Below are 16158 nucleotides of genomic sequence, written 5' to 3'. Positions count from 1 at the left end.
TATTGCAAAAATTGATGAAAAGATTGAGTAATTTGATAACAAAACAAAAAAGGCAATAACATAAATTGCTATCGCCTTTTGATATTGATAAGGTATTTGGTGTTTTTTTCTTTATTTTGAATTGTAAACAGTAATTGCTTCTTTCAAAATTCGCACAGCACTGATTAAATCTTCTTTTTTCAAAACATACGCAATACGAACCTGATTTAAACCAACCCCTGGAGTTGAATAAAATCCGGCAGCTGGCGCAATCATTACCGTTTCGCCGTTCAGTTCATATTTTTCTAGAAGCCACTGTGCAAAAATGTCTGCATTATCAATAGGCAATTGAGCTATGCAATAAAAAGAAGCTTTTGGAGTCTTTACGATCACGCCTTCTATTTTGTTTAATTCACTGATTAAAATATCTCTTCGTTCTTTGTATTCAACTATTACTTCGTCAAAATAACTTTGAGGTGTGTCAATTGCAGCTTCACAGGCAATTTGTTCGATTGTTGGAGGGCATAGACGGGCTTGTGCAAATTTCATTGCGGCAGCAATAACTTCTCTGTTTTTAGTTACCATACAGCCAATACGTGCGCCACACATACTGTATCTTTTAGAAACCGAATCAATCATGATTACATTTTGTTCAATTCCTTGTAGGTTCATCACAGAAAAGTGATGGTCTCTTTCATCATATATGAATTCACGATACACTTCGTCTGCTATTAAAAACAGATCATGTTTTTTAACCAATTCTCCCAGCTGTTTAATTTCAGATTCAGAATATAAATATCCTGTTGGATTATTTGGGTTGCAAATTAAGATTGCTTTTGACTTTGGTGTAATTGCTTTTTCAAATTCTTCAATTGTTGGAAGTGTAAATCCGCTTTCGATATTAGAAATTACGGGTACAACTTTTGCACTTGATTCTTCCGAGAAAGCACTGTAATTGGCATAAAAAGGTTCGGGAATAATGACTTCATCCCCTGGATCCATGATACTTCCAAGAGCAAACAAAAGTGCTTCAGAACCTCCAGTAGTTATCATTATATCTTCGTAGCCTACTTTTACATCTTGCTTGGTGTAAAATTGGGCTAGTTTTTTTCGGTAACTTTCGTATCCCGCAGAAGGACCGTATTCGATGATGGTTAAATCAATGTTTTTTATCGCGTTGATAGCAATTTCAGGGCTTTTTATATCGGGCTGTCCAATGTTTAAATGATAAACCTTACGCCCTTTTTTTTTAGCTATGTCAGCATAAGGAGCCAATTTTCGGATTGGCGATTCCGGCATTCTTCGACCTCTGATTGAAATTTCAGGCATGATTGTAAAATTTGAGGTGCAAATTTGCAATTTATTTTCGGAAATTGCTGTTAAACATTGCGTCTATTTTGTTGTTTTTTGCAGATAATTATTGTATATTGGGTTATAATATAGAAATTTAACTAAATGAAAAAAAAATGTGTATTTTTTCTTTTATTAATAACAATAATGCCTGTTTTTGCTCAGGAAGGTTTTGTATTTGAAAAAGATATAGAGAAAGTTACAGTACCAATAGTCTTGATTAATAATTTAGTTTTTATTCCTATAAAAGTAAACGGAGTGGAGTTGAACTTTCTTTTGGACACAGGTGTAGAGGAAACTATTCTTTTTAGTTTGGAAGATAATCCAGATGTTAATTTTTTTAATTCCGAAAAAATAACACTGAAAGGTTTGGGAAGCGAAGATGCTATTGAAGGCTTGAAAACAACTAATAATATTTTGGAATTAGATGGGATTAAAGCCACCCGGCAGCTTATTTATGTTATCCTTGACCAGAGTTTTAATCTTTCTTCGCAAATTGGAATACCCGTAAACGGAATTATTGGGTATGATTTTTTTAGAAAAAATTTGATCCGAATCGATTATGCCAGTAAAAGAGTAATTGTTTATAAGGATAATGAAGCAAATAGAAAAAAAATAGAAAAAAAATTTGACAAAACAACAATTACAATTGATAGGTTTAAGCCTTATTTGTTTGGAATAGCTGATATTGATAAAATAAAAATACCTGTAAAAATGTTAATAGATACTGGGAATAGTGACTCAGTATGGCTGTTTCAAAATTTGTCGGATCAAGTTAAGGTGCCATCTAAAAATTTTGAAGATTTTTTGGGAAAAGGCTTTAGCGGTGACATCGAAGGGAGAAGAGCTAAAGTTACCAGTTTTTCATTTGGTAATTATACTTTTAAATCGCCAATTGTAGCTTTCCCTGATTCTAGTTCTATAAAAAGTGTCCGTATGGTTAAAGATAGGGCAGGATCAGTTGGAGGTGAAATTTTAAAGCGTTTTTCGGCTGTTTTCGATTATAAGAATGAATTGCTTTATTTAAAAAAGAATTCAGATTTTTATCAGCCTTTTAGTTATAATAAAAGCGGTATTGAAATAAAACACAATGGAATACAATGGGTAAAAGAAACGGTTAGGATGGAGACAGTGCCTTTGTCCGGCAGTATTACTTTTAATAGTGAAGGAAAGAATGTTACTAATGATTTTAAATATAAATTTGAGCTCAAACCAATTTATGAAATTGCGAATATTCGAAAAAATTCGCCTGCAGCTAAAAGCGGATTGCAAACTGGGGATGTAATTATTACGATTAATAAATCACCAGTTTATCAATATTCATTGCAAAAACTAAATGAATTGTTTAAATCAGAAGACAATAAAGTATTTTATTTGGAAATTGAAAGGAATGGTAAAGCTTTTAAGTTTTCTTTCCAATTGATTGATGATTTGTAAAAAAAAACGCTTTCAAAAAGCGTTTTTTTCGTTATTATATGCTGTTTTTAGTTTGTAAGCACTTCGCCTTTAATTTTGAGAGGAACCCGGCCACCATCATAATTTACAGCATTAGTTTCTAGTGTAATAGTTTTGCGTATTGGACCTGGAACCATATTGTATTTTATTTCAATTCGGTCTGATTTTCCAGGAGCAATAGGCTCACCGGGCTTGTACAGTATAGTAAAACTGGCTGTAGATTGAATCCCTGTTATGCTTAATGGGGCATCACCATTGTTGGTAAATGTAAAGTTTCGAACTCCATTATCAGCAGATTTGTTTACTTGACCGTAATCAATAGTATTATTAGACAGCTGTATTTCAATCTTAGGGCCACTTTGCGCAAAGCTAATGTAGCCTGAAAGCAGCAAAACGATAAAAGTCATTATGTTTTTCATATTCTTAGTTTTAGTAGGTATAGTAAATATACTATCTTTTAATTAACGGACAATTTTTTATTTCGCTTTTTATACTGTGCTTAATTATTTACTTTTGTCCCTCAATATAAATATCAAAAATCAAACCAAAGTTTAATTTTGGTTTTAACAGTTGCTTTTTTATGACAATTCCTGCACAATTTGACGCTAAAACAATCGAAAATAAGTGGTATGACTACTGGATGAAGAATAATTATTTTCATTCGAAACCAGATCATAGAACACCATACACCATTGTAATTCCTCCTCCAAACGTAACTGGAGTTTTGCACATGGGTCACATGTTGAACAATACGATTCAGGATGTTTTGATTCGTCGTGCACGTCTAAAAGGTTTCAACGCTTGTTGGGTTCCCGGAACGGATCACGCATCGATTGCGACGGAAGCCAAAGTGGTTGCCAAATTAAAATCGGAAGGAATCAATAAATCGGATTTGAGCCGTGAAGAGTTTTTAAAGCATGCTTACGAATGGACGGATAAATACGGCGGAACTATCCTGGAACAATTGAAACAATTGGGTTGTTCTTGTGATTGGGACAGAACCAAATTTACAATGGATCCTGATATGTCGGCATCTGTAATTAAATCTTTTGTTGATTTATATAACAAAGGTTTGATTTATCGTGGCTACCGAATGGTAAACTGGGATCCGGAAGCGAAAACGACTTTGTCTGACGAAGAAGTTATTTATGAAGAACAAAACGGGAAATTATTTTTCTTAAAATATAAAATTGAAGGTAGTGAAGACTTCTTAACTGTTGCAACTACACGTCCTGAAACTATTTTTGGAGATACTGCGATTTGTATTAACCCAAATGATGAGCGATTTGCTCATTTGAAAGAAAAGAGCGCCATTGTGCCAATTTGCGGTCGAGTGATTCCAATTATCGAAGATGAATATGTAGATATTGAGTTTGGAACGGGTTGCTTGAAAGTGACTCCAGCTCATGATATGAATGACAAAGCGTTAGGGGAGAAGCATAATCTAGAAATTGTTGATATTTTCAATGAAGATGCTACGCTGAATAGTTTTGGTTTGCATTATCAAGGGAAAGACCGTTTTGTGGTTCGTACCGAGATTGCAAAAGAATTAGAAGAAAGTGGCGCTTTGGCTAAAACCGAAATCCACTTAAATAAAGTGGGAACTTCTGAAAGAACCAAAGCGGTAATTGAACCAAGATTATCTGACCAATGGTTCCTGAAAATGGAGGATTTGGTAAAACCGGCGATACAATCTGTTTTGGTTGATGGTGACATTAAATTGCATCCAGCACGTTTTAATAATACGTATGCACATTGGTTAAATAATATTCGCGACTGGAATATCTCTCGCCAATTATGGTGGGGACAGCAAATTCCTGCTTATTTCTATGGTGATGGGAAAGAAGATTTTGTAGTTGCTGAAAACATTGAAGATGCTTTAGTTTTGGCTAAAGAAGTAACAAAAAACCACCAACTAACAACTGCTGACCTTAAACAAGATGCTGATGCTTTAGATACTTGGTTCTCGTCTTGGTTATGGCCGATGTCTGTTTTTGGAGGAATTATGGATCCTGAAAACGAAGATTTTAAATACTATTATCCAACTAATGATTTGGTAACTGGTCCAGATATTTTATTTTTCTGGGTAGCGAGAATGATTATTGCTGGTTACGAATATGCAGGAGAAAAACCATTTACAAATGTGTATTTGACTGGTTTGGTTCGTGATAAACAAAGACGTAAAATGTCTAAATCTTTGGGGAATTCACCAGAACCATTAGAGTTAATTGAAAAATTTGGTGCCGATGGTGTTCGCGTGGGATTGCTTTTGAGCGCTTCTGCAGGAAACGATATTATGTTCGACGAAGAATTGTGTAATCAAGGAAAAGGATTCACCAATAAAATCTGGAATGCTTTCAAATTAATAAAAGGCTGGGAAGTTTCGGATACTATACCGCAACCAGAATCATCTAAAGTAGCAATTGAATGGTATGAAGCCAAATTGCAGCAAACGCTTTTAGAAATTGAAGATAATTTTGAAAAATACAGAATCTCGGATGCCTTGATGGGAATTTACAAATTGGTTTGGGATGATTTTTGTTCGTGGTTTTTGGAAATGATTAAACCAGCGTACCAACAGCCGATTGACAGCGTTACTTTTGCGAAAGCGATAGAAATGCTAGAAAATAATCTTAAATTATTGCATCCATTTATGCCTTTCTTGACAGAAGAAATTTGGCAGCATATTGCAGAAAGAACAACAGAAGAAGCTTTGATAGTTTCGATTTGGCCAGAATTAAAACCATTTGATGCCAAATTAATTACTGATTTTGAAAACTCAATTGAAGTGATTTCAGGTATCAGAACGATTCGTAAAGACAAGAATATTCCGTTTAAAGATACGATTGAATTGAAAGTGGTGAATAATGATAAAGCTTCTACTTATTTTGATTCGGTTGTGACCAAATTAGGAAATATTACTTCATTAGAATATGTTTCGGATAAAGTAGATGGAGCATTATCTTTCCGTGTAAAATCGAACGAATATTTTATTCCAATTACTGGAAATATTGATGTTGAGGCTGAAATTGCAAAACTAACTACTGAGTTAGAATATACGCAAGGGTTTTTGAAATCGGTTCAAAATAAACTTTCAAATGAGAAATTTGTAAACGGTGCGCCAGAGAAAGTTTTGGCAAACGAAAGGCAAAAAGAAACTGATGCATTAGCTAAAATTGCTACTATTGAGCAGAGCTTGGCTGGATTAAAATAAGAGTCATTATTTCTTCTAAAAATATAAAATCCCAATTCTGAACTTTTTCGGAATTGGGATTTTTGTGTCTTATAAATTTGATTTGATCTTTTCGATTACCTCAGTATATTCAGCATCCGATAAGTATGTTTTTTGCGGATTCATTTCAAAAACACTTCCAAAACCGTAACCTTCTTTGTATTTAGGAACGATATGAACGTGTAAATGAGAAAGGGTATCGCTATAAGCACCATAATTAACTTTGGTAGGATTAAAAGTTTTGGCAATTGCTCTTCCAACAGTGGCTACATCTTCAAAAAATAAATTGCGCTGTTCGTCGCTTAATTCATAAAGTTCTACACCATGATCTTTATAAACGACATTACATCGGCCAGAGTATGATTGTTCTTTAAAAAGGAAAAGCTGCGACACTTTTAAATCGCCTATTTTAATCATTAATTGATTTAAGGTATCGTTGTTTTGGCAATACAGGCATTCTGAAACTGGAGATGACATATTTTACGTTGAGTTTTGTTAGTAGCTATTTTTGTAATTAAGATTGTAAATGTACTTTTTATTCTTAAAACTAAAAACTTTTTCTGTGTTTCAAAAAGATGAAAGGAACAGAAAAAGTTTTGTAAAAAAAAAATAAACCAAACTTGAGATTCTATAATTATAGCTTGTATTTTAAGCTTACCATTACTTGACGCGGAGCAATTGGGTTCACACTGTAATTTTCGTGTACGGTATAATTTAATTCATTTGTAATGTTAGATAACCTGCATAGAATTGATATTTTTTTCCAATCATAGCCAACCGAAGCGTCGATTGTTGTATATCCTTCTAATGGGATTTCTCTATAATAAATACCGTCGGGGTATGCAGTAAGATCAGTACTGTTTTGGTTATTCCATCCTCCAATACGGTCTCCAATATAATTTCCGATGGCTCCAAAAGAAAGTCCTTTTAATACACCGCTTGGCAATTTGTAGAAAAAGCTTAGATTAGCAGTGTTTTGCGGTGTTCTTGCAACACGATCTCCTTCAACAAAACTTCCGTTTAATCCAGATGTTTTAGAATAACGCATATCGTTGTAACTATATCCAGCAATAATGTTTAGGCCTTCGATTGGTCTTGCGGTAATATCCACTTCAATACCTTTACTCTTGGTTTCACCAGTCAAAACTTTTATAGAGGTATCGCTATTCATAGATCCATCTGCTTTAAATTCTGCCGTTTGTGCTAAATTACTGTTAGATATTTGATACACTGTTACATTAGTACTCAAAAGTCCTTTCCAGAAATCTTTTTTGATTCCAGCTTCGTATTGGTCTATGATAGAGGGGTCTAATGGCTGTAAGTCAACTGTTGTTCCTGTATTTGGCGTAAACGAGTTCGAGTAACTGGCGAATAAAGACAAATTTTTGTTGGGTTGGATGACCAAGCCTGCTTTTGGAGAAAATGCTCTATTAAGCGTTTTAGCTCCTGTTACAGGGATTGCATTTTCTAGAGGAGTAGTTATGGTGTTAGATTTTTTATCGGCACTTGGTGTTAGTACTTCTTTGGAAGTTGTAACATCACTTTCTTGCCAAGACCAACGTAGTCCTGCTAAAACTTTAATATATTTGTTAATTGAAATCAAATCTTGAGCAAATGCTCCAAAACGCTGTGTATCTGTAGTCGCTAATTGAGTTGCTCTAGATTTGAACGGTGCATCCGAAAGCTCTTTGCTGTAATCATATTTAAAAAGATTGATAGTTTTATCTTCTGTAGTTTTAGTAATCAGATTGTCGTCGTAAAAAGCGAAAGTATAGCTTGGCGAATTAGAGTCTTCATAATCTACACCCATAAATATTTGGTGTTTGATACTTCCTGTATTGAAAGTTCCTTGTAAACTCAATTGGTCTCCAAATATATTTTCGGCAGCATCAGCTTGTGTCAAACCACGCTTCCAGTCTCCATTAGCAGCTACTGTGCTTAACTGTGCAGTAGATTTTTGTGTTCTGTGGTAGGATTGATAAGAGCTATTGAAACCTAATTTCCAGTTGTCATTAAAGTCATGATTTACAAATACTGAAGCACTAGATGATTTGGTGTTTCCTGCTGACCAAAGAGCTCCAAAATACATATTACGCGGAATATCCAAAATAGTTTTGGTTCCATTGACAATTCCAGTTCCAAAATCAGGAGTCCAATCAGCACTCAAATAATCTCCTTGTGCTGTAATTTGAGTTTTATCTGAAATTTTAAATAAGAAAGACGGGTTAAGGTAAATACGGTCGTTTTTTACAAAATCTCTAAAACTTTTTGAATTTTCGTAAGAAGCATTAAATCTATAAGCAATCGATTTGTTTATTGGTCCATAAAAATCAATAGATGGTTTATAAAAAGCATAACTTCCCATTTGCATAGTTAATTGGCCGCCTTCAGTAAATTTTGGTGTTTTGGTAACCAAGTTTAAAATTCCTCCTGGAGCAACGTTCCCGTATAATAAAGCCGAACCTCCTTTTAAAAATTCTACTTTTTCTAAAGATGCTGCATCTGGAATAGAACCTCCATTGTAACGAAAACCGTTTTTGAACATATTGTTGGCGGACATATCATAACCTCTTGACCAAAAAGATTCTTGAGCACCGCCACGTGCAGATCCTACATAAACTCCATTGGCATTTTTGATAACGTCACTCAAACGGGTGGCTTGTTGCTGTTCGATAACTTCACCTCCAATTACCTGTACACTTTGAGGTGTATCCATTGGTTTTAATCCAGAACGCAATGCCGAAACTGGTTTTTGATGTGTATTACCAGTTACAATAACTTCTTTAAGGACTTCTCCTTTTCTTTTTTTAACAGTATCGTTAGCAGATTTTATAGTGTCTGAAGAAAAATAATAAAGACTATTGTCTTTTGAATTGTTTGTGTTACTTGCCACATCTTGCGCTTGACTGTTGAAACAGAATGCAATGAACGTGAGGGGGAGTAAAATATATTTCATGTCGTTTATTTGGAATAATTAAAAATAACAGTGCAAATATAAAAACTCATTTTTGATACCACAACTTATTTAGACTAAATATTAATAATATTTTAATAAGTTTTTAATTGTCTGTGATAGAGTTTTTTAGGTGCATTTTGTCTGGGTGGAATTAGACGATAAAGAAATATTTTGCTTTTAAATTAGGTATTATAGTCTTTAGGGACTGCGTTGTAAGCCTTTTTTGATAATCCTTTTCGTTCTGAAAAATTAAGGCTTTGACTTATAAAAAAAGGAGATTCTTTTCGATAAAATTAAAGATGAGACTTGATCTTCTTGATTTTGAAGTTTTTGGATTTTACTATTTTTCCATTATCAGTAATCATTAGACAGCTGTAATCGGGGAATTGGCGGAGTAATTTTAGGCCTGCTGTTTTTCCTAATACCATTAACGAAGTGCTCAATCCGTTGGCAGTTTCTGCATTTGGGCCAAAAACGGTTACGCTGCACAAACCGGTAACTGGATAACCCGTTGCAGGATTGATGATATGAGAATAGCGTTTACCATCAAAAACGACGAATTTTTCATAGTTTCCAGATGTGGTAACTGCACCATTATTTATAGGAACTGCAGTAATAAGTTTATCGGTGTCAAAGGGATTTGTAATGCCAATATTCCAATCTTTTTCGTTTGGCTGTTTACCCCAAGTGCTCATGTCTCCGGAGCCGTTTATAATTCCGGCTTCAATGCCTTTGGCTTTCATCATCGCTCGGCATTTATCAGTGGCATAGCCTTCTCCCAAAGCACCAAAACCAATTTTCATGCCTTTCAGTTTCAAGAAAATGGTTGAGTTTACGCTGTCTAAAATAATATTTCTATAACCCACTTTTTCTACCGATTTTTTAATCGCTTCCGCAGATGGCATTTTGGTCATTGAACCATCAAATTTCCAGATTCGATCCATCGCTGCGAAGCTGATGTCAAAACCGCCATTGGTAATTTCTGAAAAATGAAGTGCTCTTTGAGTTAATTCAAAAACTTCTTTGTCTATTTTTACCGGTCGGATTCCTGCATTTTGGTTTACTTCGGATACTTGTGTGGTAGGTTTCCAATCGGATATTAAATATTCGATTCGGGTGATTTCGGCAATAACAGCATCAATGTTTTGTTCTGCCGACAGGGAATCTTTTGCTACAATGCTAATGTCAAAACGACCGCCCATAAGTAAGGTGGTTCTTTTGCGTAAGACTTGGCTGTTGCCTGTAAAACAGAAAACGATTAAACACAGTAAAAGAAATTTCCTTGACATAAAATTTGTTTTATTCCTGCAAGGTTTCTAAAACCCAGCTGGTATTGTTTTTAACTAAATACCTACAAGGTCAAAAAAAGACCTCGCAGGAAAATCGATAATAATACTCTTATTCCAGTTTTGGCTCCCTCTCCTTTGGAGAGGGTTGGGGTGAGGACTAATAACAATCCGTCAGCACCTGTCTTTTGGCTTTATAATCCGAAATATTCAAAGCAGTTTGGTTAAGAATTTCGTCAAGAACAAACTCTACGTCTTTTTGCATTGCAAGAGAGCCACAAATCATTACAACTCCTCCATGAGTTAGTAAATCAATGAGAAAGTCAGCATCTCGTTTGATGAGATTCATGACATAATCATGATTCATTTCACGTGATAAAGCCAAATGAAAGCTTTGGAGCTGTTGTTTTTCCATCATTTCATTGGCAAATTTTTTATAGCCCGAAACGGTTTCAGTTTCGGTTCTAAAGCCACAATACAAATGGATTTCAGTTTTTTTCTTGTTTTGTTCTATCATTCCAAGGAACGGAGCGATGCCGGTTCCATTGGAAATAAGCGCCACTTTAGAAACTTTTTTTGGAAAATGAAAAGCAGCGTTCTTAATGATTCGTGCTTTTATAGTTGAACCAACTTCAAGATTATTTAAAAAGCCAGAACCCAATCCAGAAGGATGTAATTTGACCACCAATTGTATGTTTCCTGAATGATTTCCGATAGAGTAGAGGCGTTCTCGAGTGTCGTTTGCTGGATAAATAGCCAATAAATCTCCTGATTCAAATTTGGCTCTCATATTCGCACGAAGCGTGAGTATAAATGTATGCTCGGCATCAGAAACGGCAGTTTTGTCCAATACCATCAGTTTTTGCAATCCTTTTGGAACGTGATTGTATAATGATGGAGTAGTGGAAAGAGGAATTCCAGTTTTGGCACTCCATAATTTTATCCAATTTACAAATTCTTCAGCCGATTTGTCGTTTACGGTTTGTAATTCTAAGATAGGCTCAGCCCATTTTTGTTTTGCTAATAAAGTATCAATTTCACGTGCAAAGCCACAAAAATCTGGATAGGCTGTCGATCCAAAACCTACTACTGAAACGTTGATTTTTTGCTGTTGTTCGATTGTGTTTATAAGCGATATAAATTTAGTCGCATTAGATGGAGGATCACCCAATCCGTGGGTTGAGCTAAAAATAATAAGATGCTCCGCTTTTGGGTAGACCGAATAATTATTCATTTCTGTAATAAAGACTTTTTCTCCGTGGGCGTGCAATTGTTTATGAATAGCATTGGCAAATCGAAGCGAACTGCCATTTTCAGAACCAACCAATAAAATGAATTTGCTTTCTTCGGCTTTGTGTTTGTTTTTAATGCGGCTCGCTCTTCGTTTTAAGGTCATTGCAAAGCCAGAATAGATAAAAAACAGAATATTCAAACTGGCAATTCCTATAATAAAAGCCCACAGCATACTCGCGCGTCCTGTGTGCAAATCAAGACTCAACTCCGATAAGAGTGTTGTCATTGGAAATCGTTTTTCACTTTCGACAGCACCTGTAACTTGATTGACTTCGATTTCTCGGTCTTTTAAGGTAATGACATAATATTCCTCGGGATCGTCTGAAAAAGGAAATTCAATTTTTTGAACATCTGTCAAAAGCGTGTTTTTAAATATTGAAGTATTAGCTTCTTTTTTCGAGATTGGCTTAGTTGATGCATTTTCGGTAATTTCTTTTGAATCTGTTTTTGGAATAAAAAAATTGAATTTTTCTAAAGTCAAATATGTTCCCGATACAGCAATAATCAGAATGGGAATTAGCGCCAATCGTCCTAAAACCACGTGGTAATATTGGGCAAAATATTCCTTAATTACTTTAGAAAAGAAATTGCGAAGCCCTCTTTGTCTTTTTAGGATAAGGACAAAGCCTGAGATGGAAATCAAAACCAATATGAACGAAATGAAACCTACAATAAAACGCCCCGTTTCATGAAGAAATAAAGAACGATGGAGCGCAGTAATCCATTGGATAAATTCACTTTTTTTGATGGGAGTGCCTAGTGTTTTTCCGGTTCTGGGATCAATATACGCATTGATATCATTGTCATCCTGATCAATTCCTTCTAAAGTTACAAATTGATTGTGGTCAACAGTTATTTCAGTTATTTCGGGATAGGTTTTGCGCAGTACAGGTAAGGTTTCCCCTAGGGTTATTGCATCAAAGTTTTCTACTCTATAAGGTGTTGTCTTTTCTTGTATGGCATCGACTGCCAGTATAGTACCCGTTACAGATGCCAACAGTATGAATATAGAAGAAAACAAAGCCAAAGCCAAGTGTGAATAACGCCAAAAAGAAAGAGTCATTGATGTAATTGATTTAATTTAAAAAAAATCTGCAAAATCTATGTGAAAAATAGTGGCACGCAGATTTTGCAGATTTTTACAGATAAAAAGTTTAGAATTTAAATTTTGTTTAATCTTACGTAACGAATATATCCTTTTCCTTCGGTTTTATCAGCAATTCCTTCTGTTGATAAAGGAACTTCAATATCAGTTACATAATATTTTTGATCTTCTACAGCTGTTTCAAATCTTAATTTGTATCCTTTGTTAATTTTAGAATCTTCAATTTCTAAAGTAGTCATGCTGCGGTCGCCGCCAGTAACCGATGCGCCTGTTTTGGCACTGATGTCGGTAGGTTTTTGAGAATAAAATTTATGCCACTCTTTCAGCGTTTTGTACCATTTTTTATCATCTCCCATCACATAGAGCGTTTTGTCATATTCTCCTTTAGGATTGATAAGCGATACCACTACATAAGCTCCTTCTCCCGCATAGTTAGACATTTGGAGCATGCACTTATATTTGCTGGTTTGTGCAGTAGCTTGAAAAGATAATAAGCAGATTAAAGCAGCTGTAAAAGCTATTTTTAGTATTGATTTCATATCGAATTATGAATTGTTAATTATTTATTATGAGTTGTGATTGGCTTTTAAGCGTTATTTCAAAAATGCTAAATCTGTTTTGTTTTTGGCTAATGACTCATTTTCCTTAGCCAAATCGAAAGTGGTTTCTTTAAATTCAGTGGTGATTTCTTTTTTGGCGCCAATAGAAAGCAGGTATTTCAAGATAGCATCGTTTTTGGCAACCATTGCCGCTCTGTGCAAAGCAGTCAATCCATCTTTGTTTTTAGAGTTGATGTCGATGTTTAAATCGGCTAATTTTTTTAATAAAGCTAAATCATTTTTGGCTACAGCCAAATGGTAAAGCGTGTTACCGTCTTTTTGGGCAGTTGCCAAGTTTAATCCTTTGTCTTGAAGCAATTTTATTTTTGCAGCAAAAGGATCTTGTTTTTGCGTATTTATACCTTCTGGACGGCCTCCCATTCCCATTTGCGGTTTGTAGGATTGTATTAAGTAAAAACCTAAGTTGTTACCTTCTTTATCAAGCACTTTTACATCGGCACCTTTGTCCAAAAGTAAGCTAACAGCTTCAGGAGTTCCAGATTTTACAGCTATTGTTAATGCTGATTCTCCATTTCCGTTTTGAATATTTATATTTTTTACAATTACCAATATTTGTTCCAATGTTGCAGTTGTTTCTCTAGATGCCGCAGCTACCATCAAAGGAGTGTTTCCTTCGTTATCGGCTTTGGTAATATTTACTCCTTTGGCTAAAAAGTAGTTTATGATTTCAGTCTGTTTCGGTTTGCTAACTAGAAAATGAAATACAGTTTCTCCAAATTTACTCGTGGCTGTAGGTTTGATTTTCAAATCTTCCACCAAGTATTTATAGGTTTCAATTGTATTTGTTTCTCTGCGGGAACCTTGTGCGGCAAAAATAAGTGCATTGTCTGTGTATTTTACTCCTTTTTCCAGTAGTGTTTTTAAGAAAGGGATATTACCTGTTTTAGCTACATAATTGAAAGCAGTATTGCCGTTGCTGTCCACATCTTTAAGCGACATTCCTTTGGTTGTGAAATAAGTTGAAAGCGCAAGGTCTTTATCATAAGGGATTGCAATAAGTAATAGGTTTGCACCGTCTTGATATTTTTTCATTGGTTCGACACCAGCTTTAAAAAAAGCTTCATAAACAGCTGTATTCGTTACGCCGCTGCTCGCTGCTGCAGTAATAGGAAAAGCACTGTGGCTGTCTTCTAAATTTACGTCAGATTTTTTGGCAATCAAGTATTCTATGATTTCCAGATTTCCCTTGCTTGCTGCCCAATGCAAATAAATTCGATTATCGTGAGTCGTTTTGGTAACTTCATTTCCGGGCTGTTCCAATAAGAATTTTATGGTAGCTGCAGGTGCATCATTGTTAATGGCTAAAACCACTGGATCGAATGATCTTTGATTTAATTCCGAAGGACTGCTGCCTTTTGCAATTTCAGCTTGAACAGCTACTATATCTGGTGATGTTTTCCAAAAAGACTGTTCTAAAAGTGTATTTTTTTGTTGAGCACTAACCAATAATGTGGTAAATAAGGCTAACGAAATAAAAAAGATATTTTTCATAAGATTATAAAGATATATTAATTTACGGCATGCTATATAGGTTAATTCTTAAATTAATCAAGAATTAAGAAACGTATTTTGTATGAAAAGCAAAGATTATTTAGAATAAATAAAAATAGCGCAAATGTAAAAATAAATAGTATAATACCAATCATTATTTAAAATTTAAATGGAATTTTTATGTTTTGTTTGTAAGATTCTAAAAACATAAAAAGGTTTAAAATGAATCACATTAAACCATAATATTTGCTGCATTTTTCTTTCCTATTTCGCCCCCACCAAATATAAAATCCGGATATAGGAAGGCTCGCAATAAGCAAACTGATTAAAAAAGCAAATATCTTTCCGGCTAGCCCGAATACTGCTCCAGTGTGTAAATCATAGTTCATACGCATTAACTTATCTGGAATTGCCGCATTTTTATATTTTCCGTAAATGTGTTTTACTTCTTTTTCTTCCAAAGTGTATTGGTCAAAATAACGGTAATCGGTTTTCCAGAATGTTCCTTCTTCCGGATTGGCATTAGCTGCTATGGCGGTGCTGTCATTTTCTGGCGGATGCACTTCGATCGATTTTGCCGTTGGATATTCTTTTTGCATTAATTCCCAAATTTTATCCAATGAATTGCTTGGAGCAATTGCCTTTTTTGTTGAAACTGGGTCTTCGTAAATCAATGATTTTTCCCCGCCTGTTACTGTGTAATAGGAGTAGGCAAACCATTGAAATCCCCAAACCAAACCGGTAATGGCAAAAACGAGCGCAATCAAAAGAAGATAAAAACCAGTGATATTATGCAAATCATAGTTTTTTCGTTTCCATTTTGTTTCTTTTTTCCATTTGAATCTAAAGCGCTGTTTAACAGCATTTTTATTTCTTGGATACCAAAGATACAGCCCAGAAAGCAGCAGTACCAAGAATATTAAGGTTGCCGAGGCTACAATGGGTTGTCCAATTTCTGGGGGAAACCAAAGGTAATAGTGTCCGTCGAGGATGAACCTGAAAAAGCCTTCGTCCATATTAGCTGTTTCTATTACTTTGCCCGAATATGGATTTAGGTAAACAATATAATAATATGTGGGTTCGTAATGATAAAATATAGCTTCCGCTGATTTTTCGGTTCCATTGTATTTGATGGCATGCAAGACTTTACCCGGAAGTGCTTTTTTTGCAATTTCTTCCAATTGGGATGGAGGGAGAAAAGGTTTGTTTTGTTTTTCGACAAAACGGTATTCTTCGGTGATATTTTGTATTTCTTCCTGAAAAGCATACAGGCAGCCTGTAATGGCAATAATAAATACAATTATGCCAGAAGACAATCCGAGCCATAAGTGAATTTTTCCAATCAGTTTTTTTAAGCTATTATTTTTCATTAAAAAAGGATAAAACTCCTC

11 protein-coding genes are annotated in these 16158 nt (G+C 34.8%); 2 read left to right on the top strand and 9 right to left on the bottom strand.

The annotated features are described in order from the left end of the window. Positions 1 to 111 precede the first annotated feature (111 nt). The gene (locus CLU83_RS11060; protein ID WP_100431665.1) at positions 112 to 1308 is read right to left on the bottom strand and encodes a pyridoxal phosphate-dependent aminotransferase; all 1197 of its coding nucleotides are present in this window, start codon (positions 1306 to 1308) and stop codon (positions 112 to 114) included. Between the two features lie 126 nt (positions 1309 to 1434). Between CLU83_RS11060 and CLU83_RS11055 the strand changes: the two genes are divergently transcribed. Next, a complete protein-coding gene (locus CLU83_RS11055) occupies positions 1435 to 2766 on the top strand; it encodes a PDZ domain-containing protein (protein WP_100431664.1) in 1332 nt (443 codons plus the stop codon). A gap of 47 nt (positions 2767 to 2813) precedes the next feature. Here CLU83_RS11055 and CLU83_RS11050 read toward each other — a convergent pair whose 3' ends face one another. Then, on the bottom strand, positions 2814 to 3203 hold the full coding sequence (locus CLU83_RS11050) for a DUF1573 domain-containing protein (RefSeq protein ID WP_100431663.1): 390 nt from the start codon (positions 3201 to 3203) through the stop codon (positions 2814 to 2816). A gap of 161 nt (positions 3204 to 3364) precedes the next feature. Between CLU83_RS11050 and CLU83_RS11045 the strand changes: the two genes are divergently transcribed. Beyond that, positions 3365 to 5998: a valine--tRNA ligase gene (locus CLU83_RS11045; protein WP_100431662.1), complete on the top strand. Its 2634-nt coding sequence runs from the start codon at positions 3365 to 3367 to the stop codon at positions 5996 to 5998. 69 nt (positions 5999 to 6067) lie between these two features. On the opposite strand, the gene CLU83_RS11040 is transcribed toward CLU83_RS11045, so the two are convergent. The 7 genes from CLU83_RS11040 to CLU83_RS11010 form a co-directional block, all read right to left on the bottom strand. Further along, a complete protein-coding gene (locus CLU83_RS11040) occupies positions 6068 to 6493 on the bottom strand; it encodes an HIT family protein (protein WP_100431661.1) in 426 nt (141 codons plus the stop codon). A 157-nt stretch (positions 6494 to 6650) separates the two neighbouring features. Then, the gene (locus CLU83_RS11035) at positions 6651 to 8972 is read right to left on the bottom strand and encodes a TonB-dependent siderophore receptor (protein WP_100431660.1); all 2322 of its coding nucleotides are present in this window, start codon (positions 8970 to 8972) and stop codon (positions 6651 to 6653) included. 293 nt (positions 8973 to 9265) lie between these two features. Continuing rightward, complete coding sequence (locus CLU83_RS11030; RefSeq protein WP_100431659.1) at positions 9266 to 10261, bottom strand: FAD:protein FMN transferase; 996 nt, start codon at positions 10259 to 10261, stop codon at positions 9266 to 9268. Between the two features lie 157 nt (positions 10262 to 10418). After that, positions 10419 to 12614: a PepSY domain-containing protein gene (locus CLU83_RS11025; protein WP_100431658.1), complete on the bottom strand. Its 2196-nt coding sequence runs from the start codon at positions 12612 to 12614 to the stop codon at positions 10419 to 10421. A gap of 98 nt (positions 12615 to 12712) precedes the next feature. Next, positions 12713 to 13195 (bottom strand): DUF2271 domain-containing protein, encoded by a 483-nt coding sequence (locus CLU83_RS11020; RefSeq protein WP_100431657.1) that lies wholly within the window; start codon positions 13193 to 13195, stop codon positions 12713 to 12715. 54 nt (positions 13196 to 13249) lie between these two features. After that, positions 13250 to 14767, bottom strand: a complete 1518-nt coding sequence (locus CLU83_RS11015; RefSeq protein WP_100431656.1) for an ankyrin repeat domain-containing protein — start codon at positions 14765 to 14767, stop codon at positions 13250 to 13252. A 227-nt stretch (positions 14768 to 14994) separates the two neighbouring features. Further along, on the bottom strand, positions 14995 to 16137 hold the full coding sequence (locus CLU83_RS11010) for a PepSY domain-containing protein (RefSeq protein ID WP_100431655.1): 1143 nt from the start codon (positions 16135 to 16137) through the stop codon (positions 14995 to 14997). Positions 16138 to 16158 lie beyond the last annotated feature (21 nt).

Source organism: Flavobacterium sp. 1 (assembly GCF_002797935.1).
Lineage (GTDB): Bacteria > Bacteroidota > Bacteroidia > Flavobacteriales > Flavobacteriaceae > Flavobacterium.
This window is presented reverse-complemented; position numbering and strand designations above follow the sequence as displayed.

What these genes read in the sequence shown, in the direction of transcription:
- CLU83_RS11020 (WP_100431657.1), bottom strand. Translation starts at nt 13,195, where the DNA reads ATGAAATCAATACTAAAAATAGCTTTTACAGCTGCTTTAATCTGCTTA.
- CLU83_RS11030 (WP_100431659.1), bottom strand. Translation starts at nt 10,261, where the DNA reads ATGTCAAGGAAATTTCTTTTACTGTGTTTAATCGTTTTCTGTTTTACA.
- CLU83_RS11060 (WP_100431665.1), bottom strand. Translation starts at nt 1,308, where the DNA reads ATGCCTGAAATTTCAATCAGAGGTCGAAGAATGCCGGAATCGCCAATC.
- CLU83_RS11040 (WP_100431661.1), bottom strand. Translation starts at nt 6,493, where the DNA reads ATGTCATCTCCAGTTTCAGAATGCCTGTATTGCCAAAACAACGATACC.
- CLU83_RS11010 (WP_100431655.1), bottom strand. Translation starts at nt 16,137, where the DNA reads ATGAAAAATAATAGCTTAAAAAAACTGATTGGAAAAATTCACTTATGG.
- CLU83_RS11050 (WP_100431663.1), bottom strand. Translation starts at nt 3,203, where the DNA reads ATGAAAAACATAATGACTTTTATCGTTTTGCTGCTTTCAGGCTACATT.
- CLU83_RS11055 (WP_100431664.1), top strand. Translation starts at nt 1,435, where the DNA reads ATGAAAAAAAAATGTGTATTTTTTCTTTTATTAATAACAATAATGCCT.
- CLU83_RS11045 (WP_100431662.1), top strand. Translation starts at nt 3,365, where the DNA reads ATGACAATTCCTGCACAATTTGACGCTAAAACAATCGAAAATAAGTGG.
- CLU83_RS11015 (WP_100431656.1), bottom strand. Translation starts at nt 14,767, where the DNA reads ATGAAAAATATCTTTTTTATTTCGTTAGCCTTATTTACCACATTATTG.
- CLU83_RS11035 (WP_100431660.1), bottom strand. Translation starts at nt 8,972, where the DNA reads ATGAAATATATTTTACTCCCCCTCACGTTCATTGCATTCTGTTTCAAC.
- CLU83_RS11025 (WP_100431658.1), bottom strand. Translation starts at nt 12,614, where the DNA reads ATGACTCTTTCTTTTTGGCGTTATTCACACTTGGCTTTGGCTTTGTTT.